Origin of the sequence: Streptomyces endocoffeicus, assembly GCF_016741935.1 — a bacterium.
In the GTDB taxonomy this organism is placed as follows: Bacteria; Actinomycetota; Actinomycetes; order Streptomycetales; family Streptomycetaceae; genus Streptomyces; species Streptomyces endocoffeicus.
Map to the genome: position 1 here is coordinate 183,435 of NZ_JAERRG010000008.1, position 24,925 is coordinate 208,359.

At 71.8% G+C, this 24,925-nt stretch carries 18 protein-coding genes and 1 pseudogene; 16 read left to right on the forward strand and 3 right to left on the reverse strand.

Annotated elements, in window-relative coordinates:
* Positions 1-65: 65 nt before the first annotated feature.
* The 14 genes and pseudogenes from JK364_RS21305 (at position 66) to JK364_RS21370 (ending at position 17,839) form a co-directional block, all read left to right on the forward strand.
* Positions 66-278: an MbtH family protein gene (locus JK364_RS21305; protein WP_201852729.1), complete on the forward strand. Its 213-nt coding sequence runs from the start codon at positions 66-68 to the stop codon at positions 276-278.
* Positions 279-435: 157 nt separating this feature from the next.
* Positions 436-4,413 (forward strand): non-ribosomal peptide synthetase, encoded by a 3,978-nt coding sequence (locus JK364_RS21310; protein ID WP_201852730.1) that lies wholly within the window; start codon positions 436-438, stop codon positions 4,411-4,413.
* 30 nt (positions 4,414-4,443) lie between these two features.
* Positions 4,444-5,634: a cytochrome P450 gene (locus JK364_RS21315; protein WP_201852731.1), complete on the forward strand. Its 1,191-nt coding sequence runs from the start codon at positions 4,444-4,446 to the stop codon at positions 5,632-5,634.
* Positions 5,635-5,647: 13 nt separating this feature from the next.
* Positions 5,648-6,841: pseudogene (locus JK364_RS21320) on the forward strand (macrolide family glycosyltransferase); the annotation flags it as partial.
* 115 nt (positions 6,842-6,956) lie between these two features.
* Entirely contained in the window at positions 6,957-7,319 is a 363-nt protein-coding gene (locus tag JK364_RS21325; protein WP_201852733.1) for a DsrE family protein, read from the forward strand.
* Between the two features lies 1 nt (position 7,320).
* On the forward strand, positions 7,321-7,734 hold the full coding sequence (locus JK364_RS21330; protein WP_201852734.1) for a hypothetical protein: 414 nt from the start codon (positions 7,321-7,323) through the stop codon (positions 7,732-7,734).
* Positions 7,731-8,135: a hypothetical protein gene (locus JK364_RS21335; RefSeq protein WP_201852735.1), complete on the forward strand. Its 405-nt coding sequence runs from the start codon at positions 7,731-7,733 to the stop codon at positions 8,133-8,135. The genes JK364_RS21330 and JK364_RS21335 overlap by 4 nt, the downstream gene beginning before the upstream one ends.
* 69 nt (positions 8,136-8,204) lie before the next feature.
* Positions 8,205-9,308, forward strand: a complete 1,104-nt coding sequence (locus tag JK364_RS21340; RefSeq protein WP_201852915.1) for a beta-ketoacyl synthase N-terminal-like domain-containing protein — start codon at positions 8,205-8,207, stop codon at positions 9,306-9,308.
* A 160-nt stretch (positions 9,309-9,468) separates the two neighbouring features.
* Positions 9,469-11,148: a phytoene desaturase family protein gene (locus tag JK364_RS21345; protein ID WP_201852736.1), complete on the forward strand. Its 1,680-nt coding sequence runs from the start codon at positions 9,469-9,471 to the stop codon at positions 11,146-11,148.
* A gap of 49 nt (positions 11,149-11,197) precedes the next feature.
* Entirely contained in the window at positions 11,198-12,175 is a 978-nt protein-coding gene (locus tag JK364_RS21350; protein WP_201852737.1) for an ATP-binding cassette domain-containing protein, read from the forward strand.
* The gene (locus JK364_RS21355; protein ID WP_201852738.1) at positions 12,172-12,960 is read left to right on the forward strand and encodes an ABC transporter permease; all 789 of its coding nucleotides are present in this window, start codon (positions 12,172-12,174) and stop codon (positions 12,958-12,960) included. The genes JK364_RS21350 and JK364_RS21355 overlap by 4 nt, the downstream gene beginning before the upstream one ends.
* A 52-nt stretch (positions 12,961-13,012) precedes the next feature.
* Positions 13,013-14,968 (forward strand): ABC1 kinase family protein, encoded by a 1,956-nt coding sequence (locus JK364_RS21360; protein ID WP_201852739.1) that lies wholly within the window; start codon positions 13,013-13,015, stop codon positions 14,966-14,968.
* Positions 14,969-15,122: 154 nt separating this feature from the next.
* Positions 15,123-16,853 (forward strand): fatty acyl-AMP ligase, encoded by a 1,731-nt coding sequence (locus tag JK364_RS21365; protein ID WP_230992288.1) that lies wholly within the window; start codon positions 15,123-15,125, stop codon positions 16,851-16,853.
* Positions 16,850-17,839, forward strand: a complete 990-nt coding sequence (locus tag JK364_RS21370; protein WP_201852741.1) for a beta-ketoacyl-ACP synthase III — start codon at positions 16,850-16,852, stop codon at positions 17,837-17,839. Before JK364_RS21365 ends, JK364_RS21370 begins: the two co-directional genes overlap by 4 nt.
* Here JK364_RS21370 and JK364_RS21375 read toward each other — a convergent pair.
* Together JK364_RS21375 and JK364_RS21380 are read right to left on the reverse strand one after the other, a co-directional pair.
* Positions 17,826-18,380 (reverse strand): DUF3995 domain-containing protein, encoded by a 555-nt coding sequence (locus JK364_RS21375; RefSeq protein WP_307841342.1) that lies wholly within the window; start codon positions 18,378-18,380, stop codon positions 17,826-17,828. The genes JK364_RS21370 and JK364_RS21375 overlap by 14 nt on opposite strands.
* Before the next feature lie 3 nt (positions 18,381-18,383).
* Positions 18,384-19,637 (reverse strand): macrolide family glycosyltransferase, encoded by a 1,254-nt coding sequence (locus JK364_RS21380; protein WP_201852742.1) that lies wholly within the window; start codon positions 19,635-19,637, stop codon positions 18,384-18,386.
* Between the two features lie 230 nt (positions 19,638-19,867).
* On the opposite strand from JK364_RS21380, the gene JK364_RS21385 reads away from it, so the two are divergent.
* Together JK364_RS21385 and JK364_RS21390 are read left to right on the forward strand one after the other, a co-directional pair.
* Complete coding sequence (locus JK364_RS21385; protein ID WP_201852743.1) at positions 19,868-21,649, forward strand: bifunctional UDP-N-acetylglucosamine diphosphorylase/glucosamine-1-phosphate N-acetyltransferase GlmU; 1,782 nt, start codon at positions 19,868-19,870, stop codon at positions 21,647-21,649.
* On the forward strand, positions 21,649-22,416 hold the full coding sequence (locus tag JK364_RS21390; RefSeq protein WP_201852744.1) for a PIG-L deacetylase family protein: 768 nt from the start codon (positions 21,649-21,651) through the stop codon (positions 22,414-22,416). The genes JK364_RS21385 and JK364_RS21390 overlap by 1 nt, the downstream gene beginning before the upstream one ends.
* Positions 22,417-22,507: 91 nt before the next feature.
* Here the strand turns inward: JK364_RS21390 and JK364_RS21395 are convergent, their stop codons facing one another.
* Positions 22,508-24,673 (reverse strand): MMPL family transporter, encoded by a 2,166-nt coding sequence (locus JK364_RS21395; protein WP_201852745.1) that lies wholly within the window; start codon positions 24,671-24,673, stop codon positions 22,508-22,510.
* Positions 24,674-24,925 lie beyond the last annotated feature (252 nt).

The following is a 24,925-nucleotide window of genomic DNA, read 5'->3' on the forward strand; positions in this document are numbered from 1 at the left end:
TTCCGCTCCGGGAGCCGCCCGGAGCACCGAAACCCTTCGGGAACCGAAACAAGGAGAGACACGACATGAGCAACCCGTTCGAGAACGCCGAGGGCCGCTTCTTCGTCCTGGTCAACGAGGAGCGGCAGTACTCCCTCTGGCCGGCGTTCGCCGAGGTCCCGGCCGGCTGGACGGTCGTCCACGGCGAGGACACCCGCGACGCGTGCCTCGAGCACATCAACCAGAACTGGACCGACATGCGGCCCAAGAGCCTGGTCGAGGCGATGAGCGCCGCCTGACCCCACCGCCCCACCGCCCTACCACGCCGGGCCCGGGGACGGCCGCACATTGACCCGTGCGGCCGTCCCGGGCCGGGGCCCGCCTCCTGGCACCGCCGCCGCGCGAGAGCGCGCCACCCGATACGCGAGCCTCACCGCGACCGAGGATGAACGAGACATGCCTGACGCCCGGACCACCCGGCTCCCCCTGACCGCCGCCCAGTCGGGAATGTGGTACGCCCAGCGGCTGGACCCCGACAACCCGATCTACAACGGTGCCCAGTACCTGGAGATCCAGGGACTGCTCGACCCCGACCTCCTGGAGGAGGCGCTGCGCCGGGTCGTCCGGGAGACCGACGCGCTGCGCACCCGCTTCGTCGAGGACGCCGAGGGCGTATGGCAGGTGGTCGACCCGGACGGCACGGGCACGGTGCGGTACCTCGACGTCAGCCATGAGGACGATCCCCAGGCCGCGGCCGAGGCGTGGATGCGCGCCGACTTCCGGCGCCCGCTGAACCTCCTCGACGACGAGCTGGTCCTCTTCGCCGTCCTCGAGACCGCCCCCGACCGCTTCCTGTGGTACCTGCGCTGCCATCACATCGTGCTGGACGGCTTCAGCGGCGCCCTGGTCACCCGGCGGGTCGCCGAGGTCTACACCGCCCTGGCGGCCGGAACCCCGGTGCCCGCAGCTGAGTTCGCCCCGCTCGCGGAGCTGGTGGCCGCCGACGAGCGCTACCGCGCCTCGGAGGACTTCGCCAAGGACAAGGCGCACTGGAACGCCCTGCTCGCCGACCGCCCCAGGCCGCCCAGCCTGACGGCCGCGGACCCCACCCTGCCCACCCGCCTGCGGCGCGGCACCACCTGGCTGTCCCCGGAGTCCACCCGCGCGCTGCGGGCGGCCGGGGACCGGGCCGGGGTGCCCTGGCCGCCGGTGGTGACGGCCGTCCTCGCCGCCTACCTTCAGAGCCTCGGCGGAGGCGAGGACATCGTCGTCGGACTGCCCGTCACCGGCAGGCTCGGCAAGATCGCCCGCGCCACCCCGGGCATGGTCTCCAACGTCCTGCCGCTGCGGCTGTCCGTACGGCCCGAGTCCACCTTCGACGCCCTGCTCACCCAGGTCGCCGGGGCGATGCGGCGGGTGCTGCGGCACCAGCGCTACCGCTACGAGGACCTGCGCCGCGACCTCGGCCTGCTCGGCGGCGACCAGCGCCTGGTCGGACCGCAGATCAACATCATGATGTTCGGCCACGGGCTGACCTTCGGCGAGCTGCCCGCGACCCCGCACACCCTCAACCTCGGCCCGGTGGACGACCTGTCGGTCGTGGTCCACGACCTGGGGGAGGGCCAGGGGCTGCGCATCGACTTCGAGGGCAACCCCGAGCTGTACGGCGAGGACGACCTCGCCCTCCACCAGCGCCGGTTCGTCCGGCTGATGGAGTCCCTCGCGGACGCGGGCCCGGACCGCGCCCTCGGCACCGTGGACATCCTCCTGCCCGAGGAGCGGGCCCGGCTGCTGCCGCCGGGGGACGCCGCCCCGGCCGCGCGCCCGGACACCACCCTCACCGAGCTGTTCGAGGCGCGGGCGCGGGAGTCCGCCGGGAGCGTGGCGGTGGTGTGCGGCCAGGAGTCCCTGACGTATGGGGAGTTGAACGCGCGGGCGAATCGGCTGGCGCGTTTGCTGGTGGCGCGGGGCGTGGGCGTCGAGGACCGGGTGGGGCTGGTGCTGCCGCGGTCGGTGGATCTGGTGGTGGGTGTTCTCGCGGTGTTGAAGGCGGGGGCGGTGTATGTGCCGGTGGATCCGGGTTATCCGGCGGACCGGGTGGCGTATGTGTGGGAGGACGCGGGTCCGTCGCTGGTGGTGACGGTGGCGGGTGCGGGGGTCGGGGTGCCGGCGGGGGTTCCGCTGGTGGTGCTCGACGACGCCGGGGTCACGGCCGAGTTGGCGGGACTGGACGGGTCGGATGTGGGGGTGCGGACGTCGCCGGACGCGGCCGCGTACATCATTTACACCTCCGGATCCACGGGACGGCCCAAGGGCGTCGTGGTGCCGCACGGAAATGTGGTGCGGCTGTTCGAGGCCACGGATCGCTGGTTCGGCTTTGGCCCGGACGATGTGTGGACCCTGTTCCATTCCTTCGCCTTTGACTTCTCGGTGTGGGAGTTGTGGGGTGCGCTGCTGCGGGGTGGGCGGCTGGTGGTGGTGCCGTTCGAGGTGAGCCGTTCGCCGGGGGAGTTTCTGCGGTTGCTGGTGGATGAGGGTGTGACGGTGCTGAATCAGACGCCGTCGGCCTTTTATCAGCTGATGCAGGCCGATCGTGAGGCCCCGGATATGGGTGCCCGGTTGGGGCTGCGGTGGGTGGTGTTCGGCGGTGAGGCGTTGGATGTCTGGCGGTTGGAGGAGTGGTTCGACCGGCATGGGGATTCCGGGCCGGTGCCGGTGAACATGTATGGAATCACCGAGACCACGGTGCATGTCAGTTATGCGGCGCTGGATTCCCGTATCGCGACATCCGGCGCGGGAAGTGTCATCGGCGTCGGAATTCCCGACCTCCGGGTCTATGTCCTCGACGGCGGTCTGCGTCCGGTGCCCGCCGGGGTGGCGGGGGAGATGTATGTCGGGGGCGCGGGCGTGGCACGCGGCTATTGGGACCGTCCCGGGCTGACGGCGGGTAGGTTCGTGGCCGACCCGTTCGGCCCTGCGGGCAGCCGGATGTACCGGACCGGGGATGTGGCGCGGTGGACCGACCAGGGCGTGCTGGAGTTCGTCGGACGGGCCGATGACCAGGTCAAGGTGCGCGGTTTCCGGATCGAGCTGGGCGAGATCGAGTCCGTTCTGGGGGAGTGCCCGGGGGTCGGTCAGGCGGTCGTGGTGGTCCGTGAGGACCGTCCCGGCGACAAGCGCCTGGTGGCCTATGTGGTCCCGGACGCGGGCACCGAGGTGGCGGCGAGGGACCTGCGGGCGCATGCGTCAGGCATGCTCCCCGACCACATGGTCCCCTCCGCGTTCGTGGTGCTGGAGCGGTTGCCGCTGACGGTGAACGGCAAGCTGGACCGTAAGGCGCTGCCCGCTCCGGAGTCTCCGGTGAGTGCGGGTGGCCGGGCGCCGCGTACGCCGCGCGAGGAGATCCTGTGCGGTCTGTTCGCGGAGATCCTGGACGCTCCCCGCGTCGGCGTGGAGGACAACTTCTTCGACCTCGGCGGACAGTCGCTGCTGGCCACCCGGCTGCTCAAGCGCATCCACGCCACGTTCGGCGTCGAACTCACCATCCGCAGCCTCTTCGAGGCCCCGACCCCCGCCGAACTCGCCGTCCACCTGGACGACGACGACCGGGGACAGCCGCTGGACGTGCTGCTGCCGCTGCGGCCGCACGGCACCCGTCCCCCGGTCTTCTGCGTCCACCCGGCGGGCGGCCTCAGCTGGTGCTACTCCGGGCTGATCAAGCACCTGGGCCAGGAGTACCCCGTCTACGGCCTCCAGGCGCGCGGCCTCGACGACGACGGCGAGCGACTGCCCTCGACCATCGCCGAGATGGCCGACGACTATGTGCGGCAGATCCGCACCGTCCAGCCCACCGGCCCCTACCGGCTGGTCGGCTACTCGGCCGGCGGGGTCATCGCCCACGCCATGGCCGCCCGCCTGGAGGCGCTGGGCGAGGAGACCGATCTGCTGGGCGTGCTGGACACCTACCCGAACCAGAAGATGCCGCCCATCGACGAACAGGACGTGCTGGCCGACCTGTTGCGGTGGGTCGGCTACGACCGCCGCTACCTCGGAGGCGGACCGCTCACCCATGAGCGGGTGACCGAGGTGCTGCAGCGCCTCGGCAGCGCCATGGCCACCCTCGAGGGCCGCCACATCGAGGCCATCACCAGGATCTACGCCAACAACAGCGAGCTGTTCAACACCCATCAGGCGGACAAGTTCAGCGGAGACATCCTGCTGGTCGTGGCCACGCTCGACAAGATCGACATCTCCCCGACGCCGGCCACCTGGGGCCCCTATGTCGGCGGGCGGATCGAGACGAGGGAGGTCGACCGGCAGCACACGGACCTGATGAAGCCCGGTCCGCTGGCGGAAATCGGCCGCATTCTGGCCGCGAAACTCGAGGAAATGGACGGCCCCGGACCGGACGCTCACGGTGCGGCGGCCCAGTAGACCCGTAACTTCATAAGGAGCAGACACGCGATGACGACCAGTGATGCCGTGCGTCCCCCACAGGCCGCCGAAGCGAACGCGCACTTCTTCGAATGGCTGGCGAAGATGCGGCGAGAAGAGCCGGTCAGCTACAACGAGCAGACCTTCCAGTGGTCGGTGTTCCGGCATGAGGATGTCACCCACATCATGTCCAACACCGATGTCTTCGTTAACGACATGTCCGACATCACGCCGCCCCAGGAGGACTACGACGTCTTCTTCAAGGGGAACATCGCCGCGATGGACGAGCCCCGGCACCGGAAATTCCGGATGCTGGTCAGCAAGGCGTTCAGCGCCCGCTACATAGCCGGCCTGGAGCCGAAGCTGCTCCAGATCGCCACCGGGCTGCTGGACGCGGTGGGCGACAAGAAGCACTTCGACATCGCGGCGGACTTCGCCTTCCCGTTCCCCGTGGCCGTCATCGCCGATATCCTCGGCGCCCCCCGCGAGGACGCCCACCTCTTCGCGGAATGGGCCAATCTGCTGCACGCCAGCAATCAGGGCGTCGAGGGGCACCGGGCGACCGCGATGCGGCTGAAGTCCCTCAACACCTATATGTTCGAGCAGATCCGCAGGCGCCGCGCCGAGCCGCGGGACGACCTGATCACCACGCTCGTGCGGGCCGAGATGGACGGCCGGACGCTCGACGACGAGGAGATCGTGGGCTTCGCGGGCGTCCTGCTGATGGGCGGGATCACCACCACCGCGGCCCTGATCAGCAATATCGTCCTGACCTTCGACCGCTTCCCCGAGCTGTACGGCGAGGTGCGCGCCGACCGCTCCCTGGTGCCCCAGGCGATCGAGGAGGTCGTCCGCATCCGGCCCTCGTTCAGCAACTTCGTGCGGATGACGGCCGAGGACGTGGAGATCGGCGGGGAGATCATCCCGGCCGGGGAGCTGGTCCATGTGTGGATCTCCTCCGCCAACCGCGACACGAGCGCCTTCCAGGACCCCGACCGGTTCGACATCCACCGGGAGAACAACCGCCACGTCGGCTTCGGCCAGGGCATCCACTACTGCATCGGCGCCCCGCTCGCCCGCCTGGAGAGCAGGATCGCCTTCAATCTGCTGCTGGACCGCTACCGCTCCGTCCAGGTGGTGCCGGACGCGGACATCGAGTTCCTCGACACCTCGGACATGATCGGCGCCTCGCGGCTCCCCGTCGTCGTCACCAGAGACTGACCCGGAGCGTGCCATGGATCCGAGTGACAGATCTGTCGCCCATATCGCGTTCTTCAACATCCCGGCCCACGGCCATGTGAACCCCACGCTCGGCACGGTGGCCGAGCTGGTGCGCCGCGGGCACCGGGTGAGCTATGCCGTGCCCGCCGAGTTCGGCCCGCAGGTGCGGGCCACCGGCGCCACCCTGGTGCCGTACGAGACGACACTGCCCGCCTCCGACCGGGTCGAGGACTGGCCCTCGGACGACCCGGTCGCCATGTCCCGCCTCGCCCTCGACGAGGCGATCGCCATCCTCCCCGGGCAGCTGCGGGCGTTCGAGGCGGACCGGCCCGACCTGGTGCTGCACGACTTCGGCGCGCTCACCGGCCGGCTGCTGGCCCACCGCTGGCAAGTCCCGGTCATCTGCCTGGCCTCCACCCATGTGTCCGCGGCGGACGCCGAGGAGCGCCGGGCCCGCCAGGAGATGTTCGACGAGTTCTTCGCCGACGATCCGCGCTGGTCGGAGTACCGCCGGGAGTTCCGCACGTTCCTGGACGAGGCCGGTATCGCCCTGTCCATCGACGACTACACCGGGCTGCCCGAACGCTGTCTGGTGCCGATGCCCCGGGAGTTCCAGCTCGACGGGGACGCCGTGGACCGGCGCTACGCCTTCGTCGGCCCCTGCATCGGGGACCGGGGGCACCAGGGCGAGTGGCGGGCCCCCGCGGACGACCGGCCGGTGCTGCTGGTGGCCCTGGGGTCCGCGGGCGGCGGTCAGCCGGCCTTCTACCGGGAGGTGGTGGCGGCCTTCACCGGCACGCCCTGGCATGTGGTGCTGGCCACCGGCACCCTCGACCCCGCGCTGCTCGGCCCGCTGCCGCCCAATGTCGAACAGCGCCGCTCGGTACCCCAGCTGGCGGTGCTGGAGCGGGCCTCGGCCTTCATCACCCACGGCGGTATGGGCTCGGTGCTCGAGGCCATGCACCACGGGGTCCCCATGGTCACCGTCCCGCAGGTCAACGACCAGCACCTCAACGCCGAGCGGGTCGTGGACCTGGGGCTCGGGCGGCACGTCCCGCTGGACAAGGTGACGGCCGCACGGCTGCGGGACGCCGTGTCCTTCGTCGCCTCCGACCCCGGGATCGCGGCCAGGACCGCCGCCACGCGGAAGCGGATGCGGCAGCTCAACGGCGCGGTGACCTCGGCCGATCTGATCGAATTCGTGCTCCACGGCCGGCGGGAGCACTGGCAGGATCATGTCGCCCGCCTGGAACACCGCCCCGGCCCTGGCGATGCTGGCCACGCCGTGAACGGCACGACGGTCGGCTGAAGGCATGGACATCATGACGCGAGAAGACCCACCGGTACTCAACTCCCCTCATCTGCTCATCGAGAGCCGTGGCCCCTGGGCGGGCGCCGCCTGTGGCGCGTTCGTCCGGGACGCCCGCACCCTGGCCCTCTCCGGCCACCCGGTGCAGCTGGTGCTGGTGCAGGACGCCGTCACCGCCGCCGTGCGCGAGCCGGCGGAGGACTCGGCGGAGGTGCGGGCCCTGGCCGAGGCGGGCGGCGAGGTGTGGGTGGACGACTTCTCCCTCGCCCAGCGCGGTCTGCCCGCGGACCGGCTCATCCCCGGGGCACGGGTGGTGGGCATGCCGGAGGTCTCCGCCCGCGTGCTCGCCCCCGGCGTCCGGGTGGTGTGGCACTGAGATGGCCAGGACCACGACGGTTCCCCGCTCGGACGTGCTGCTGACGGTCATGGGCGCGCCGTACGAGAACGACCTGCTCACCAGCGTGCTGCGGCTGGCGCAGGCCATGCTGGAGGACGGGGCCACGGTGCAGATCTGGGCGTGCGGCTACGCCACCATGCTCACCCAGCGGGGGCTGGGCGACAGCAAACCCCGCAACCTCGCCGCATGGTCCGTGGACTACCCGTCCACCAGCCTGCTGGTGCGGGAGCTGCTCACCGCCTTCCCCGGCCGGCTGCGCTGGTACGCCTGCCGGTTCTGCAGCGACGACCGCGGCGCGGTGGACCACATCCCGGAGGTCCCGGTGCGGGCCCCGGCGCGGTTCGCCGAGCATGTGGCCGCCGCGGACAAGACGCTCTACCTGGGGGTGATGTGACCGTGGCGGAGGAGGAGCGGCGCGCGCTGGCCATCGTGGAGCGCGCCTATCGGGGCGCGGTGGAGACCCAGTTCTCCGACGGCCTCTACTGCGCCTATCTGTTCCACCGCCACCTGGGCGGCCTGGACGTCCTGCTGCGCGGCCCGGCGGTCGGCTACGCCGTCCGGGCCGCCCGGACGCCCGTACCGCGCCTGGGGAAGCGGGAGCTGACCCAGGTCAACACCCCGGGCGAGGGCCTGGACGTGCTGCTCGCGGCCGGGGTCGGCGTGTGGATCGAGGAGCAGGACCTGCGGGCGTACGGCCCGGACGCCACGTCCGGTCTGCTGCCCGGCGTACGCACGGTACCGGCCGGGGCCATGGCGGCCCGCTGGCCCGGCTACCGCGCGGTCTTCTATCTGTGAGCGGGCTCCCGGGGCGCGGCCGCCGGGACCCGCGTGGATTCCCCAAGGAGTGGATCGGTTGTGACGGCCATGGTTGCCGCGGTGCGCGGTCCCGTGATCTCGGGCTGGTCGGCGGTGTCGCCGTACGGGATCGGGCGCCACGCCTTCGTCGAGGGCCTGCGGTCCGGGCGGAGCACGGCGGTGGAACTCGACCCGGCCGAGTGGTCGGGCCCCGGTGAACGAGCCTGTCTGGTGCCGGGCTTCGTCCTCCGCGAGGTGCTGGGACGCAAGGGAACCCGGTCCATGGACCGGGTGACCGGACTGGCCGTCACGGCCGTGGACCGGCTGCTCCGGGAGGTCACGGACGGCGACCCCGGCCCCGCCTCGGGCGGGGACGACGTGGCGCTGGTGCTCGGCACCAACACCGGCAGCGCGCGGTCCATCATGGACCACACCCGCGACACCTTCCTGCAGGAGAAGCCCTTCTACGTCGACCCCTCGCAGTTCCCCAACACGGTGATGAACTGCGCCTCGGGGCAGTGCGCCATCCGGTACGGGCTGCGCGGGCCCAACGCCACCGTGGCCGCGGGCCGCGCCTCCGGGCTCCAGGCGCTGCACTACGGACGGCGGCTGCTGACCTCGGGCCGGGCGGGCAGTGTGCTGGTCGGCGCGGTGGAGGAGCACTCGGCCGCCCGCGCCTGGCTGGAGCACCACACCCGGGGCGAGGACGAGCGGGCCGACGCCGTGGTGCTCGGCGAGGGCTGCGCCGTGCTGCGGCTGGTCCCCGCCGACGCGCCGGACGCGGCGGCGGGACTGGCCGAAGTGGTGCTGGTGGAGTCGGGGGTGGCCGGCCCGGACGGGCCGGCGCCCGCGCTGACCCGGTGCGTGGAGCGGGCCCTGCGGCGTTCCGGGGTGACCCCGGCCGAGGTGTGGGCCGTCTCGCCCTCCGCCCCCGCCGGGACCGCCGGAGTGGCCGAACGGGGCGTGCTGGAGGCGCTGTTCGGCGCGGTGGAGCCACGCTGGGTGCCGCACCCCGAGCCGATCGGGGACACCTCGGCCGCCGCGGCGGCCTTCCAGGTGGTCGCGGTCCTCGCCACCGCCGAGGACGCCCCGGACGCCTCCGGCAAGGTCGCGGTCATCACCTCGGTGGACCGCGACGGGGCCGTCGGCTGCGCGCTGCTGCGGCTGCGATGAAGGTGACGGCGAAGGTGACGGCGCAGGTGAGTGAGGGGAAGCGGCTCCACGGCGCCGTACGGGCGAAAGGTGTGGGTGGCAGCTTCCGGTCACCGCCCGGGACCGCGGCCCCGATTGCTGCGACGGTTACGGCGATTGAGACAGAGATGGGATCCCCAGCATGACGAACCGGGATGATTGGGATGCGATAGTCGTCGGCTCCGGCATCGGCGGCCTGGTCTGCGCCGCCTATCTGGCGGTGACCGGACGGCGGGTCCTGGTGCTCGAGCAGCATGACGTCGCGGGCGGCAACAGCCATGTGTTCCGCCGCCGCCGGGCCTACGAGTTCGACGTCGGCGTCCACTACCTCGGCGACTGCGGACCCGGCGGGGTACTGCCCGCGATCCTCGGCGGCCTCGGCCTGGACAAGCGGATCACCTACCGCGAGATGGACCAGGACGGCTTCGACGAGATCGTGCTGCCGAGCACCTCGATGTTCATGCCCGCCGGCTGGGACCGCTACCGGCGGCGCCTGAAGGAGACGCTGCCGGCGGACGCCGAGGGCCTGGACACCTTCCTCGACATCTGCGAGGCCCTGGGCGCCGAGATGCGCTCGGCCCTGCTGTCCGGGGAGGAGCTGACCGTCGCCGACCTCGTCGCGCGCACGCCCGTGACCCTCAAATGGGGCCGCCACCCGCTGTCCAGGCTCTTCGACCACTGCGGTCTCTCCGCGCGGGCCAGGACCGTGCTGGCCGCCCAGTCGCCCAACTACGGCATGGGGCCCGACCAGGCGACCGTCTCGATGCACGCGACCGTCACCGACCACTATGTGCGCGGCGCCTACTACCCCGAGGGCGGCGGCCAGATGCTGGCCGCGGGCCTGGTGGAGTCCCTGGAGGCGCACGGCGGGACCCTGCTCACCCGGGCCCATGTGACCCGCGTCCTCGTCGACGACGGCAAGGTCACCGGGGTGGGGCTGGCCGACGGGCGGCAGTTCTCCGCCCCGCTGGTGGTCTCCAACGCCGACTACCGCCGTACCGTGCTGGACCTGGTGGGCGCCGAGCACTTCCCGGCCAAGCTGGTGACCAAGACCCGCGAGGCGGCCATGGGGCTGCCGTTCGCCACGCTGTACGTCGCCCTGGACCGGCCGCTGCCCGAGCGCCGCAACGCCAATCTGTGGTGGTACGCGGACGACGACATCGACACCTACTACCGGCGGCTCGCCGAGGGCGACATCGACCCGGTCTCCTTCCTCTTCCTGTCCTTCGCCTCCCAGAAGGACCCCGAGGGGCGCGCCGTGTGCCCGCCGGGCCACAGCAACTTCCAGGTGATGACGCTCTGCCCGCCCGAGTACGACCGCTGGGGCGTGACCACCGGGCCCGCCGACGGCACCCGCTACCGCCGTAACGGCGCCTACCGGAAGAGCAAGGAAGAGTTCACCGAGGCCATGCTGACCGCCGCCGAGCGGGCGATCGGCCCCTTCCGGGACCACATCACCCACCTCGAGGCGGCCACCCCGCTGACCCATGAGCGCTACACCCTGTCCACCGGGGGCACCCCCTTCGGCCTCGCGGACTGGGGCGGCGTCGGCGCACGCCCCGACACCCGCACCCAGGTCGAGGGGTTGCACGTGGTGGGCGCCAACACCCGCTACGGCAGCGGCATCACCGGTGTCGCCGTCGGCGGCATCGCCTGCGCCTCGGCCATCGTCGGCCGCCGGCTGATCCACGAGGTGCACGACGGTGCCGTGCTGGGCGATACGGACCTGCTGCCCGACCGCGACGAGCGCTGGGATCCGCTCGCCGTCTCCCGGGGCACCGGCCGCCGAAATGCCCGCGGTCTCGCGGGCATCGACCGATGACGGCGCCGCCCCGATCACGCACCCACCGGCGACCTTTCCAGGAGAGAACATGGACGTGGCGATCGAGGCCGAGGGCCTGAGCAAACGGTACGGCGACAACGAGGTGCTGAAGGGCGTCGACCTCACGGTGCCCGCCGGGTCCGTGCTCGGCCTCCTCGGACCCAACGGAGCCGGGAAGACCACCACCGTACGGATCCTGGCCACCCTCCTGCCGCCCGACGGCGGCCGGGCGATGGTGGCCGGCCACGACATCGTCAAGGCGCCCCTGGACGTCCGCCGCCGCATCGGCCTGGCCGGACAGTACGCGGCCGTGGACGAGCGGCTGACCGGCCGGGAGAACCTCGTCCTCATCGGCAGGCTCTACCGCATGGGCCGCGCCAGCGCCAAGCGGCGGGCGGAGGAACTGCTGGAGCGCTTCGACCTCACCGGCGCCGCCGACCGGGAGACCAAGACCTACTCGGGCGGTATGCGGCGCCGGCTGGACCTGGCCGCGAGCCTGCTGGCCGACCCGAACGTGCTGTTCCTGGACGAGCCGACCACCGGCCTGGACCTCACCAGCCGGATGACCCTGTGGTCCATGGTCCGTGAGCAGGTCGACGCGGGCGTCACCGTCCTGCTGACCACCCAGTACCTGGAGGAGGCGGACCAGCTCGCCGACCGCGTCGCGGTCATCGACAAGGGGATGCTCATCGCCGACGGTACCCCGGACGAGCTCAAGCGCAAGGTCGGCGGGGAGCGCCTCGAGGTCAGCCTCGCCGACCCGGCCACGGTCCCGGAGGCCACCGCGCTGCTGGAGCGCGTCGCGGTCGGCGAGCCCGTGGTCGGGGACCAGGGCCGCAGTGTGTCGGTGCCGGTGGGCTCCGGTATCGACTCCATCGCCGACGCGGCGACCGCGCTGCGCGGCAAGGGAATCGAGGTGACGGACTTCGCCATGCGCAGGCCGTCCATGGACGACGTGTTCCTCGCGCTGACCGGGCGCAGCAGCGCCGGGGAGTCCGACGGGGACGAGGGGGAGACGGCAGCATGAGAGAACTGGCAACCGACACCTGGATCCTGGCCGGGCGTCATATGAAGCACATCGCCCGCGTGCCCGAGAAGCTGATCGGGGTGACCATCGCGCCCGTCGTGATGGTGCTGATCTTCGGCTATCTCTTCGGCAGCGCGATGTCGGTGCCCGGCGGCAACTACCGCGAGTACATCATGGCGGGCATCTTCACCCAGGTGATGTTCTCCGCGGTGGGCACCAGCGCCGCCGGTGTCGCGGACGACCTCAAGAACGGTCTGGTGGACCGCTTCCGGTCGCTGCCGATGTCCCGCTACGCGGTGCTGCTCGGCCGGACCGTCTCGGACATGGCGATGACGGCGCTCAGCTGCCTGGTGATGGCGCTGGTCGGCCTGCTCATCGGCTGGAAGGCGCACCACGGCGTGGTGAAGACCGCCGCGGGCTTCGGCCTGCTGCTCCTCCTCGGCTTCACCATGTGCTGGATCGGCGCGCTGATCGGCCTGGTGGTGCGCAGCCCGGAGGCGGTGAACACCATCTCCTCGCTGATGGTCCTGCCGTTCGCGCTGCTGTCCAACTCCTTCGTACCGCTGGACGGGCTGCCGCGCTGGATGCAGATCATCGGTGAGTGGAACCCCATCAGCTCCGTGGTGAGCGCCTGCCGGGACCTGTGGGGCAACCCCTCCACGGTGGTGAGCGACGCCCTGCCGGCCCAGCATCCGCTGGCCGCGGGCTGTCTGATCCTGTGCTGCCTGCTGATCGTGGTGGCCCCGATGGCCGCCCGCGCCTACCACCGGGCCGCCGCACGCTGAACCCGAAGGACTCCGAAGGACTCCGAAGGACCCCTAAGGACCCCGCGCTGTGATGAAGCTGGCCCAGTTCCTCCTGGCCCTCCTGGTGATGAGCGCGTTCATCATGGCGTTCGTGTTCAGCGCCCGGAGGCTGCTGGGCCTGCGCATCGGGATCGTACGGTCCCTGCTGGCCGGGCTGGTCAGCGTGGTCGGCCTGGCCGTCTTCAGCCTGCTGATGCAGCGCCCCGAGCAGCGCGGCATCCTCACCGGGGTGCAGTTCGGCTCCACGCTGGTGGTGACCACCGGCTTCCTGGCCGTCCTCGAAGTGGTCGCGCCCAGCGGCACGCTGGGCGGGCCGCGCGGCTGGGTGCGCTCGGTGCGGTCCCGGGTGGCCCGCACCCGCCGCTACTGGCACATCGTGTCCATCGCGATGCGGCACGGGCTGCGCCCCGGCCGGTACGGCGCGGTCCCCTCCGGGGGCCGGGGGCCGGGGTCCGGCCGGATGGCCAGGCCGCTGCGGCTGGCGCTGGAGGAGGGCGGCGCCACCTTCGTGAAGCTGGGCCAGGTGCTGTCCACCCGCCGGGACCTGCTCCCGCCCGCGTTCATCGCCGAGCTGGGGCGGCTGCACCACCAGGTCTCCCCGGAGCCCTGGCAGGTGGTGGGGGAAGCCCTGGAGCGGGAGCTGGGCGTGCCACTGGAGGAGGCCTTCGCCCACTTCGACCACGAGCCGCTGGCGGCGGCGTCCATCGCGCAGGTCCACGCGGCCCGGCTGCACTCGGGCGAGGAGGTCGTGGTCAAGGTGCGCCGCCCGGGGGTCCGGGAGGTCGCCGAATGCGACCTCCAGATCATCCTGCGGTTCGCCAGGACGCTGGAGCGGCGGGCCGGCTGGGCCCGCGCGCTGGGAGTGGTGGACCTGGCCGACGGATTCGCCACCTCGGTCCGCGAGGAGCTGGACTTCCGCATCGAGGCGGCCAATATCGCCACCGTGAGCGCGGCCTGGAGCCGGCGCTCCGAGGGCACCGGCATCCGGCTGCCGAGGGTGTACGAGGAGTGGTCGGGCGAGCAGGTGCTGGTCATGGAGCGGCTCTCCGGCACCCCCATCGGCTCGGCCGCCGCGGTCCTGAAGGGCACCGCGGAGGAACGCCTGGCACTGGCCAGGAAGGTGATGGTCAACATGTTCCACCAGGTGATGACCGACGGCACCTTCCACGCCGACCCCCACCCGGGAAACATCCTGCTGCTGGACGACGGCGCCATCGGCGTGATCGACTTCGGCTCGGTCGGCCGGGTCGACGCCCAGGTCCGCTCCGGTCTGCGGTCCCTGCTCTTCGCGCTCAACAGCCAGGATCCGGCCGCCCTCTGTGACGCGCTGCTGGAAGTGGTCACCCGGCCCGAGGAGATCGACGAGCAGCGGCTCCAGCGGGAGCTCGGCCGCTTCCTGTCCCGCTACTTCGCCCCCGGCTCCACGCCCAGCGTGCAGATCTTCACCGACCTCTTCCGGCTGGTCCAGCGGCACGGGCTGACCATCCCGCCCGAGGTCGCGGCCGTCTTCCGGGCCCTGGGCACCCTCGAGGGCACCCTGATGCTCATCGCCCCGGGCTTCGTCATGGTGGAGGAGGCCCGGACCTTCGCCGACGGGGGCTTCGCCCACGTCGGCGGCGAACCGCTGGGCCAGCTGATCAGCCCGACCGATGTGATGGCGGCCTGGGAGCTGCTGCGCAGACTGCCGCGGCGGCTGGACCGGGTCACCAGCGCGCTCGAACAGGGCCGCCTCGGCGTCGGGGTACGGCTCTTCGCCAACGCCCGCGACCGTACGTACATCAGATCGCTGGTGCACGAGATCCTGCTGACCTTCATCGCCGCCACGAGCGGGGTCATGTCGGTGATCCTGCTCAGTATCGACGGCGGTCCGGTGGTCGTTCCCGGAATAGGACTCTTCCAATTGCTCGGCTATCACCTGCTGGTGATCTCCGGAGTGATCGGCCTGAAGGTGCTTTTCCTCATTTCGCGTGGCGGCGGACGGAACTGATGCGGCATTGAAGGGCCAGGGAATGGTCATGGAATGACCGTCCGGAATTGTTACCGGACGGTATTCCGTGATATTGGCAGCATGGTGATACCGGCCTTGAGGGGCCCGGTGCCCCTGGCTATACAGGAGCCATCCACCGCTGAAAAGGATGGACATGACTTCTGTCGGCCATGACCCCGAAAAGCTGATGTCCCTGCCGGCCCTGCTCGCCCGGCGCGCCGCCGAGAATCCGGACGACCTCGCCTACTGCTATCTCCGCAATGGCGAGGACCCGGACGACCGGGTCACCTACGCGGAACTCCTGCGCCAGGCCCTGGGCCGCGCGGCCGAACTCCGCCGCCGGGACGTCCGCGGCCGCGGCGCCGTACTGCTCTACCCCACCGGCCTCGAATTCGTCCGAGCCTGGCTCGGATGCGCCGCCGCCGGGGTCATGGGAGCGCCCGTGCAGGTGCCCAGGAACGGCCAGGCGCTGCGCCGGCTGCGCTCCGTGGCCGACGACTCGGGCACCACCCTGGTCCTCACCACCGCCGAGACCCGCGACCGGCTGCTGGCCGACTTCCCCGGCGCCCCCGAGCTGCGCGGTCTGGAACTGGCGGCCACCGACGAATGGCCCGATACGGCGCCGGCCGGGGAGCCCCTGCCCGACGCCGGACTCGACGACGTGGCGCTGCTCCAGTACACCTCCGGCTCCACCGGCACGCCCAAGGGCGTGATGGTCACCCACCGCAACTTCTGGCACAACGCCGCCGAGACCGACGCCCTGTGGCCCACCAAGGGCGGCACCGTGGTCTCCTGGCTCCCGCTCTTCCACGACATGGGGCTGCTGTTCGGCGTCGTCCTGCCGCTGTGGGCCGGGATCCCCTCCTACCTCATGGGCCCCGAGGCGTTCGTACGCCGCCCGGCCCGCTGGCTGGAGGCCCTCTCCCGGTTCGGCGGCACCCACGCCGCCGCCCCCAACTTCGCCTACGACCTGTGCGTACGGGAGGCACGCCCGGCGCCGGGCACCGACCTGTCCGCCTGGCGGGCGGCCGTCAACGGCGCCGAGCCGGTCCGGCTCCACACCGTCCGGGCGTTCACCGAGGCGTTCACCTCGTACGGCCTGGACCCCCAGGCGGTCTCGCCGGGCTACGGACTCGCCGAACACACCCTCAAGATCAGCGGCAGTGGTCCCGGCGAACCGCCGCGCGCCCTCACCCTGTCGCCCACCGACCTCGGCCGGGGGCGGGTCACGGAGACCACGGACGCCGACGCGATCCCCGTGGTCAGCTGCGGCCGCACCATCGGCGACACCCGCGTGCGCATCGTGGACCCCGCCACCCGGCGCGCGGCCGGACCCGGCCGGGTGGGCGAGATCTGGGCCACCGGCCCCTGTGTGGCGGCCGGTTACGCGGGCCGCGAGCGGGAGAGCGAGGAGACCTTCCGGGCCCGGATCGCCGACGACGCCGACACCGGGGCGTTCCTGCGCACCGGCGACATCGGCTTCGTCCGCGACGGCGAGCTCTATGTCACCGGACGGCTCAAGGACCTCCTCGTGGTCAAGGGCCGCAACCACTACCCGCAGGACCTGGAGTACTCCGCCGAGCGCAGCCACCCCGCGCTGCGCCCCGCCTCCGCCGCCGCCTTCGCGGTGGACCGGGGCGACCGGGAGGCCCTGGTCGTGGTGATCGAGGCGGACGGCCGGGCGCTGCGTGCGGCCGGCCACGACGTGCTGGTCAGCGCCGTGCGCGAACGGGTCCGCAGCGACCACCGGCTGGAGGCCGAGGACGTCGTCGTCATCCGCCGCGGCACCCTGCCCAAGACGACGAGCGGCAAGGTGCGCCGGGGCACCTGCCGCCAGCAGTACGTGGACGGCACCCTGGTACGGGTCGGCGGAGGCCCGGCATGACCGGACGTCAGGGCGGGGCGGGCGCGCGCATCCTGGGCCTCGGCGGCTACCGTCCCGCCCGTACCGTGCCCAACGAGGAGCTGTGCGCGCGTCTGGACTCCTCAGACACCTGGATACGGCGCCGGTCGGGCATCGTCAGCCGGCGCTACGCCGGGCCGGACGAGACGGTGATCACCATGGCCGCGCACGCCGGGGGCAAGGCCCTGGCCGACGCGGGCGTGGCCCCCGCCGACGTCGACACCGTGCTGCTCGCCTCGATGTCCTACCTGTACCAGTCCCCGGCGGCGGCGCCCCAGGTGGCAGCGGCCCTCGGCGCGCGGTCCGCCGCCGCCTTCGATGTGCAGGTCGCCTGCGCGGGCTTCTGCTACGCCCTGGCCGTGGCGGACGGGCTCATCCGCGCGGGCACCTCCCGCCGGGTGCTGGTGATCGGCTCCGAGCGGATGACCGACATCGTGGACCCGGACGACCGGGGGGCCGCGTTCCTCTTCGCGGACGGCGCGGGCGCGGTGCTGGTCGGCCCCGCCGCCGAACCCGGTATCCACTCCGTGGCCTGGGGGTCCGACGGTGAGCAGCACGGCCTCATCGCCCATCAGGAGCCCTGGACCGCCGCCCGCGACGCGGACCACCCCGGGCCGTACATGCGGATGGCCGGGTCCGAGGTGTTCCGCTGGGCGATCAGGGAGGTGCCGCGCACGGCGGCCACCGCCCTGGAACGGGCCGGTGTCACGGTGGACCAGCTGTCCGCCTTCGTCCCGCACCAGGCGAATCTGCGCATCACCGAGGCGGTGGCCAAGGCCCTGGACCTGCCGCCGCATGTCGTGGTCGCCGACGACATCACCTCCGCGGGCAACACCTCCGCCGCGTCCGTCCCGCTCGCCATGGAGGCCCTCAGGGACCGCGGGGCGCTGCCCTCGGGGGGACTGGCCCTGCTGGCGGGGTTCGGCGCGGGGCTGGCGCACGCCGCGCTGGTGGTCACTCTGCCGTGACGGGCCGTCCGGGCCGGGCCCTCCGGCCCAGCCACCGGGCGGTCAGGCCGTACAGGATCCCGCCGAGCACGAAGTAGGCGTCGACGCAGACGCCGGACCAGATGGTGTACGCCGACGGGTGGGCGTCGCCGGTGATCTGCTCGTACGTCAGACCGGTCAGGCCGTTCCGCGCCAGACCGGTGCCGCGCAGCGCCGTGTCCAGCAGCCCGGCGCCCCCGCGCACCGCCACCAGCGCGGCGCCGGTCCACAGGCAGAACAGCGCCGCCCACCGGGGGATCCGCCGTCCCCACGGCCGGGTCAGCGCCAGCGGCAGCACGATGCCCACCGCGAACATGCCGGTGATGACCGCGCCCTGGATCCGGTCACTGGTGGTGGTGGCCTCCGGCACCACCTCGGGCGCGTCGCCGAGCCCGAACCGGCCCCCGGCGAACCAGTACACATGCATCGCGGTGAAGACCACCGCCCAGACGAAGGCGGCCAGGGCGGCCCGGCGCGACTCCCGCGCCGGCCCCGCCCCGGCAGCCGTCCCCGACGCGGACACGCGTCAGGCCCGTGCGTGCCGCGGCACGCCCTCGATCGCGTCGGCCGCCGCGCGGGCGCCGCCCTCCGCGAGGATCTCGGCGCGCAGCTCCGCCAGCCGCCGGGCCACCTCGGGGTCGGCGGACACCCGCTCCACCGCCTCCCGCAGCTCCTCGCCGGTGATGCCTTCGAAGGGCGTCCGTACGCCGATGCCCAGCCCGTCGATCACCCGGGCGTTCTCCATCTGGTCGAACCCCATGGGCACGGCCACCATGGGAACCCCGTACTGGATCGCCTCCAAGGTGGAACCCATACCCGCGTGGGTGATGAACACCGCCGCCTCGGCCAGCACCTGGAGCTGCGGCGCCTCGGGGATGAGCTCCAGGTGCGGGGGCAGCGGCCCGAAGTCCGCCGGGTCCAGATGCCTGCCGATCGACATCACCACATGCCACGGCCCCTCCGCGAACGCCTCCGCGCACTCGAAGAAGACCCGCTGCACCTCGGGCACCTCGGGTGCGATGGAGCCGAAGGCGATCAGCAGCACCGGACGGCCGTCGGCGGGCGGCTGCCAGGGGGCCCGGTGGACCTCCTGCCCGCGCACCACGGGGCCCACGAACGTGTAGGCGTCGCCGAGTTCGTCCGCGTCGGCCTGGAACGCCCGCGGGATGGTGACCACATAGTGGTCGGCCCGGCCGACGTAGAGGAACTCCTCGATGGTCAGGTCCATCCCGCCCTCGTCCAGGAAGTGCTGGAACTCCTCCCGGTAGGCCAGCCACGCCGGGTCGTCCGCCACCGAGGCGTAGAACGGCGCCAGATCCCGCTCGTAGGTGTTGCTGGACACCCGGGTCGGCGAGAGCCGCACCGCCGGGACGCCCCAGCGCTTGGCCAGGATCTGGGCCGACAGCGCGGCGTAGTCGTAGAGGACCAGGTCGGGGCGGTCGTCCTCGAACGCGGCGAGCTGCTGCGGCAGCACCGCGACCGCCTCCCGCAGGAAGAGCGAGGACATCGCGATCACATCGGTGATGGGGAACCGCTCACCGCGGCCCGCGTCCGGGAAGGTCGTCTTGTACAGGACCGGCTCGGCCCCGGTGGCCCGCACCGCCTCGGCGTGCCCCTCGTCGATGGAGAAGCTGACCCGGTGGCCCCGCTTCACCAATTCCGCGCAGAGTGCGAGATTCGGATTCACATGACCGTCCGCCGGGATGTTGAACATCGCGATGTGCAGCGGTCGCGCATTCTCCGGAATTTCCTCCGGAAGGCCCGGACGAGAGACGCTCACGGATAACTCCTCTTCCGCCATCCGGACGCCTCAGATGGCCGGTTGACGTCATGTGGTGAATTCGATGCTAGGAAGGCCGGGCGGAGCGGTCGAGCGCGCAGTCAGCTTCCTGCCAAGGGTCCTGGACATCCCTTGCGGCCCTGTCTGCTTCGCCCTTGTCTGAGACCTGCGTCACGCTGTCCGAAATGCAGTCCGGGCGGCCTGATCCACCTCAGGAGGGGCTGATTGAGATGATTTCCCAAAAGATACTCGATAGTAAGAGCGAATGGCGTTCCGGGCCGGGGGGCGACCCGGAAGGGCGGGCCCGGGAGGAGCGCGACCGGGAGCTGGCCGCCGTGGTGCTCGCCGCGGGGAACGGGGAGCGCATGGGACCCGGCCCCCAGAAGGTGCTGCGCGAGGTCGGCGGCCGGGCCATGCTCGGCCATGTCCTCGACGCCGTCGCCGAACTCGCGCCGCGGCACACGGTCGTGGTCACCGGACACCAGCGCGCGGACGTCGAGGCCTACCTCGCCGCCCACTTCGCCGACGCCGGTCCCGCGCCGGAGACCGCCGTCCAGGAGCACCAGGGCGGCTACGGCCACGCCCTGCTCGCCGCCGTGCACCGGCTCCCGGACTTCACCGGGACCATCCTGGTCAGCTGCGGGGACGCGCCGCTGCTCACCGGGGACACCCTCGCCCGGCTGGTGGCCGAGCACGAGAAGGCGGGCAACGCCATGACCCTGCTGTCCGGCCATCTGCCGGACTCGGTCGGCTACAGCCTGGTGCTGCGGTCCGAGGTGGGCGAGTACGAGGCCCTGCTGCCGCCGGACCGGGGCGACCGCCGGGGGCCCGGAGACGGCCCGGCCGGCGGCCGGCTGCGCGAGGTGGGCGCCGGGGTCTACGCGTTCGACGCCACCGCCCTGCGCGCCGCCTTCGACGATCTGCTGGCGGGCGGGCACACCACCGGCGAGTACCTGGCCACCGTGCTGGACCACTTCGCCGCGCACGACCTGCGCGTCGGCATCACGGTCGCGGAGGACCCGGACGACATCCTGGGCGCCAACGACCAGATCCAGCTGGCCCGGGTGCGGGCCGTTCTGCGCGACCGGATCAACCGCTGGTGGCTGGCGGCCGGGGTCGACATCGCCGACCCGGGGACGGCCTGGATCGACGTCGGCGCCAGGCTGGCCGCCGGGGCGATCGTGCTGCCCAACACCCGTGTCCTCGGCTCCAGTTCGGTGGCGTCCGGCGCGGTGATCGGCCCGGACACCGAGGTGCGGGACTCCGCCGTGGGCGAGGGGGCGCTGGTGGAGCGGTCCACCGTGAGCGCCTCGGACCTCGGCGCGGGCGCCCGGGTGCGGGCCTACTCGACCGTGTCCACGTCCGAGATCGGCGCCGGTGCCGAGGTCACCAGCTCGGTGCTGGACCAGGCGGCCCTGGGCCCGTCGGCGCAGGTCGGTCCGTACGCGTATGTGCGGCCCGACACCCGGCTCGACAAGGGCGCCAAGGTGGGCACGTTCGTGGAGATCAAGAACTCCACGCTCGGCGCCGGGGCCAAGGTCCCGCATCTGTCGTACATCGGTGACGCGGACATCGGCGAGGGCAGCAACATCGGCGGCCTGTCCGGCTTCGCCAACTACGACGGCCGCAAGAAGTACCGCTCCGTCGTGGGCCGCAACGTCCGCATCGGCGGCCAGAACGGGCTCATCGCACCGGTCACCATCGGCGACGGGGTCTACTCGGGCGCCCGCGCGCTGATCGCCGAGGACGTCCCGCCGGGCGCGCTCGTCATCTCCGAGGGGTCCCTCAAACAACGCAACATCCCCGGCTGGGTGCAGAAGAACCGCCCCGGCTCCGCGTCGGCCGTCGCCGCCGCCATGGCCCAGGGCGAGACCGGGGAGCCGGAGACCGCCGACGGCGCCCGTCAGCGGGTCCCCCGTACCACCGGGGCGCCGGAGCCCACCGCCGGATACGAACCGTCCACCGCCGGATACGAACCGTCCACCACCGATGACGAACGGTCCCCGTCCTGATGCCCTCCCACATCCTCGTCGTCTCCCCGCACCTGGACGACGCCGTGCTGTCCGCCGGCAGCCGGATCCACCACCTGGCCTCCGAAGGCGCCGAGGTCACGGTCCTCACCCTGTTCGCGGGCATCCCGCCGCTGCCGTACTCGCCCATCGCCGAGTACTTCCACTACACCTGGGGCCTGGAGACCGAGCCGATGGAGCACCGGCGGGAGGAGGACCGCAAGGCCCTGGCCCGGCTGGGCGCCACCCCGCTCCACGGCGAGTTCCTCGACGCGGTCTACCGGCGGCGGCCCGACGGCACCTGGCTCATCGACGTCGACGGGCCGATGGTGCAGGGCAGCGAGGCCGCCGAACCGCAGCTCTGCGACCTGCTGGCGGCCGCGGTGGCCGAACTGGCCGAGCGGATCCAGCCCGAGGAGGTCCTGACCAGCGCGGCGGTCGGCAACCACATCGACCACCGGCGCACCCGTGACGCGGTAGTGACCGCGCTGGCCGGGAAGGTCCCGGTGCGGTGCTGGGAGGATCTCCCCTACGGGCTGCGGGGCAGTGACATCCCGCCGCTTCCCGAGGGCCATGCCCTGCTGGACCCGGTGGCCGAGACCGCCGGGGAAGCCTCCTGGTCCGCCAAGTACGAGGCGATCGAGTGCTACCGCTCGCAGCACTCCATGCTCTGGCCGCCGGAGGCGGACTTCCGGGACCTGTTCGACGCCCATGCGACGGGCCATGGCGGCGGGGCCCCGGCCGAGCTGTTCCGGCCGGTCGGCCCCTGATCCGCCCGAGCCCCCGTCCCCCCACCGGTGGCCCTCCGCGACGATGTCGCGAAGGGCCACCGCGGCGTTTCGGCGGCTCGTGAGCCGCGGATCACACCCGTACGGTCTCCGCGGTGTCGGACTCCTCGGCCCGCCCCGGGCCGGATCCACCGGACGCGTGGGGGGAGTCGAAGCGGTGGTTGGGCCACCACGCCTTGGAGCCGAGCATCGCGGTCACCGTGGGCACCAGCAGCAGCGCCATGATGAACGCGGTGAGCAGGATGCCGAAGGCGACGGCGAAGCCCATCTGCTGCAGCATGGTGTTGCTGGCCAGCATCAGCACACCGAAGGTGCCCGCCAGGATGATGGCGGCCGAACCGATCGTCGGCGCCGAGTGGGCCACCGCGAGCCGGGCCGCCTCGGCCGGGGACTTGCCCTTCCCGACCTCCTCCCGCAATCGGGCCACCATCAGGATGTTGTAGTCCGTGCCGATCGCCACCACGAACAGATAGACCACGATCGGCAGCATGAAGAGCAGACCGTGCTCGCCCTTGATGTCCTGGAACAGCCAGACCGTCGAGCCCAGGGTCGCGGCGAAGCCGAGGCCCACGGCGAGCATCAGGTACAGCGGTGCCACCAGGCTGCGCAGCAGCAGGCCGAGGATCAGCATGATGGCCACGCCCGCGACCGGGAACACCAGCCGGTAGTCGTGGTTGACCGCGTCCTCGATGTCGCCCAGCACCGCGGTCGTCCCGCCGACCAGGGCCTCGCTGCCCGGGGGCGCGGATTCGTGCGCGGTGTCCCGCAGGTCCCCGGCCACCAGCTCGATGGCCTTCTCGGAGGCGGGCCGGTACTTCAGCACGACGCTGAACTGGGCCACGTCACCCTTGGGGTTGGGCACGGCGGGGGAGACCTCGCCGACGCCCTCGACCCCCTCCAGCTTCTTCCGGAACCCGGTGAGCGCCGCGGCGTCCAGCTTGGCGCCGCCCTTGGACTGGACGTACACCAGGCTCGGGTCGGACTCACCGGCCGAGAAGCTCTTCTGCAGCTCCGCCATGGCCTTGACGGACTCCAGGTCCTTCGGCAGCGAGCTGTCGGTGTCGAACTCGGCCTTGAAGCCGAACGCGCCCACCGCGAGGGCCGCCAGCACACAGGCGGACACCGTGGCGATCAGGCCGGGACGGCGCGAGATCAGGGAGCCGGTGCCGTTGGCGAGCCGGTTGCGAGGCGCCTGCTTCCACGCCTTGGACGGCCAGAACGCCTTCGTCCCCAGCAGCGAGAACACCGCGGGCACCAGGGTGAGGGCCGCCACCAGGGTGACCGCGACGGAGATCGCCAGCGAGGGCCCCATGGCGCGCATGCTGCCCATCGTCGACAGCGTCAGGGCGAGGAACGCCACGATGACCGCGCCGGCCGCCGACGCGATGGTCTCACCGACCCGGGAGGCCGCGTTGATCAGAGCCTCCTTGGGCTCCTCGCCCTGGCGGAGGTTTTCGCGGTAGCGGAACAGCAGGAACAGCATGTAGTCCGTGCCGACGCCGAACAGCACCACGATCAGGATCGCGGACACTCCGCTGTCGGCCTCGAGCCCGAACCAGTCACTGGCGGTGCCGATCAGACCCTGGGCCATGATGAACATGACCATGATCATCAGCACGGGCATCAGCGCGATGAGCGGACTGCGGAAGATGGCGCCGAGCAGCACGATGATCAGGACCAGGGTGGCCATCATGATCATGGCGTCGGTGTCACCCTCGGACTCCGCGGAATCGAGCCCCGAGGCCGCCGGACCGGCCACATCGACCTTCAGCGAGGTGCCCTTCAGCAGCTTGTCGCGGTCCGCGCGCAGATCCTTGATCGACTGCTGGGTGTCCTCGTCGTAGAGGTCCTTCTTGGTCGAGTAGATGTTGGCCAGCGCCATCTTGCCGTCCTTGGAGACGGCCTCGGGCGTGGTCACCACGGACTTGAAGGTCTCGTACTTCTTGTCCTGGAACCCCTTGGTCGCCTTGATGACGGCGGCCTTGTCGGCCTCGGAGAGCTTTCCGCCGTCCGGCCGCTGGTAGACCAGAATGGCGGCCGCGCTCTCCTGCTGCGGGAACGCGTGCTCCTGGAGCTTGGTCACCCGCACCGATTCGTAGTGCGAGGGCAGGAAGTCGGCTTGGTCGGTGCTGGACTTCAGCGGTGGGGCAAGGATGGCCAGGCCGACCGCCGCGATGACCCACATCGCGACGACCAGCCATGGACGGTTGACGGAGAACCGTCCTATTCGCCCGAACATGACGCTCCTTAGGGAGTTAAGGTTCCAGTAAGAGGGCACGCTAGGACAGCCGTTCGGGCGGCACCACGTGTCCTCGTGGAAATCGGCCTGGGGGGTGAGGGCGACTCCGCCAAAGGGTTTAGGGAAGCGATCCGCGCCTCAGCATCCGTGCTGATGGCGCCCCTCGGGCCCCGGGCCGACGGCCACCGTCCGAGTTTCGGGGGCCGGGGTGCGGGCGGGCCGTGAAGTGGGCCGGTCTGACATGTAGTTGAC

What these genes read in the sequence shown, in the direction of transcription:
- JK364_RS21305 (WP_201852729.1), top strand. Translation starts at nt 66, where the DNA reads ATGAGCAACCCGTTCGAGAACGCCGAGGGCCGCTTCTTCGTCCTGGTC.
- JK364_RS21310 (WP_201852730.1), top strand. Translation starts at nt 436, where the DNA reads ATGCCTGACGCCCGGACCACCCGGCTCCCCCTGACCGCCGCCCAGTCG.
- JK364_RS21315 (WP_201852731.1), top strand. Translation starts at nt 4,444, where the DNA reads ATGACGACCAGTGATGCCGTGCGTCCCCCACAGGCCGCCGAAGCGAAC.
- JK364_RS21325 (WP_201852733.1), top strand. Translation starts at nt 6,957, where the DNA reads ATGACGCGAGAAGACCCACCGGTACTCAACTCCCCTCATCTGCTCATC.
- JK364_RS21330 (WP_201852734.1), top strand. Translation starts at nt 7,321, where the DNA reads ATGGCCAGGACCACGACGGTTCCCCGCTCGGACGTGCTGCTGACGGTC.
- JK364_RS21340 (WP_201852915.1), top strand. Translation starts at nt 8,205, where the DNA reads ATGGTTGCCGCGGTGCGCGGTCCCGTGATCTCGGGCTGGTCGGCGGTG.
- JK364_RS21345 (WP_201852736.1), top strand. Translation starts at nt 9,469, where the DNA reads ATGACGAACCGGGATGATTGGGATGCGATAGTCGTCGGCTCCGGCATC.
- JK364_RS21350 (WP_201852737.1), top strand. Translation starts at nt 11,198, where the DNA reads ATGGACGTGGCGATCGAGGCCGAGGGCCTGAGCAAACGGTACGGCGAC.
- JK364_RS21355 (WP_201852738.1), top strand. Translation starts at nt 12,172, where the DNA reads ATGAGAGAACTGGCAACCGACACCTGGATCCTGGCCGGGCGTCATATG.
- JK364_RS21360 (WP_201852739.1), top strand. Translation starts at nt 13,013, where the DNA reads ATGAAGCTGGCCCAGTTCCTCCTGGCCCTCCTGGTGATGAGCGCGTTC.
- JK364_RS21365 (WP_230992288.1), top strand. Translation starts at nt 15,123, where the DNA reads ATGACTTCTGTCGGCCATGACCCCGAAAAGCTGATGTCCCTGCCGGCC.
- JK364_RS21370 (WP_201852741.1), top strand. Translation starts at nt 16,850, where the DNA reads ATGACCGGACGTCAGGGCGGGGCGGGCGCGCGCATCCTGGGCCTCGGC.
- JK364_RS21385 (WP_201852743.1), top strand. Translation starts at nt 19,868, where the DNA reads ATGATTTCCCAAAAGATACTCGATAGTAAGAGCGAATGGCGTTCCGGG.
- JK364_RS21390 (WP_201852744.1), top strand. Translation starts at nt 21,649, where the DNA reads ATGCCCTCCCACATCCTCGTCGTCTCCCCGCACCTGGACGACGCCGTG.
- JK364_RS21395 (WP_201852745.1), bottom strand. Translation starts at nt 24,673, where the DNA reads ATGTTCGGGCGAATAGGACGGTTCTCCGTCAACCGTCCATGGCTGGTC.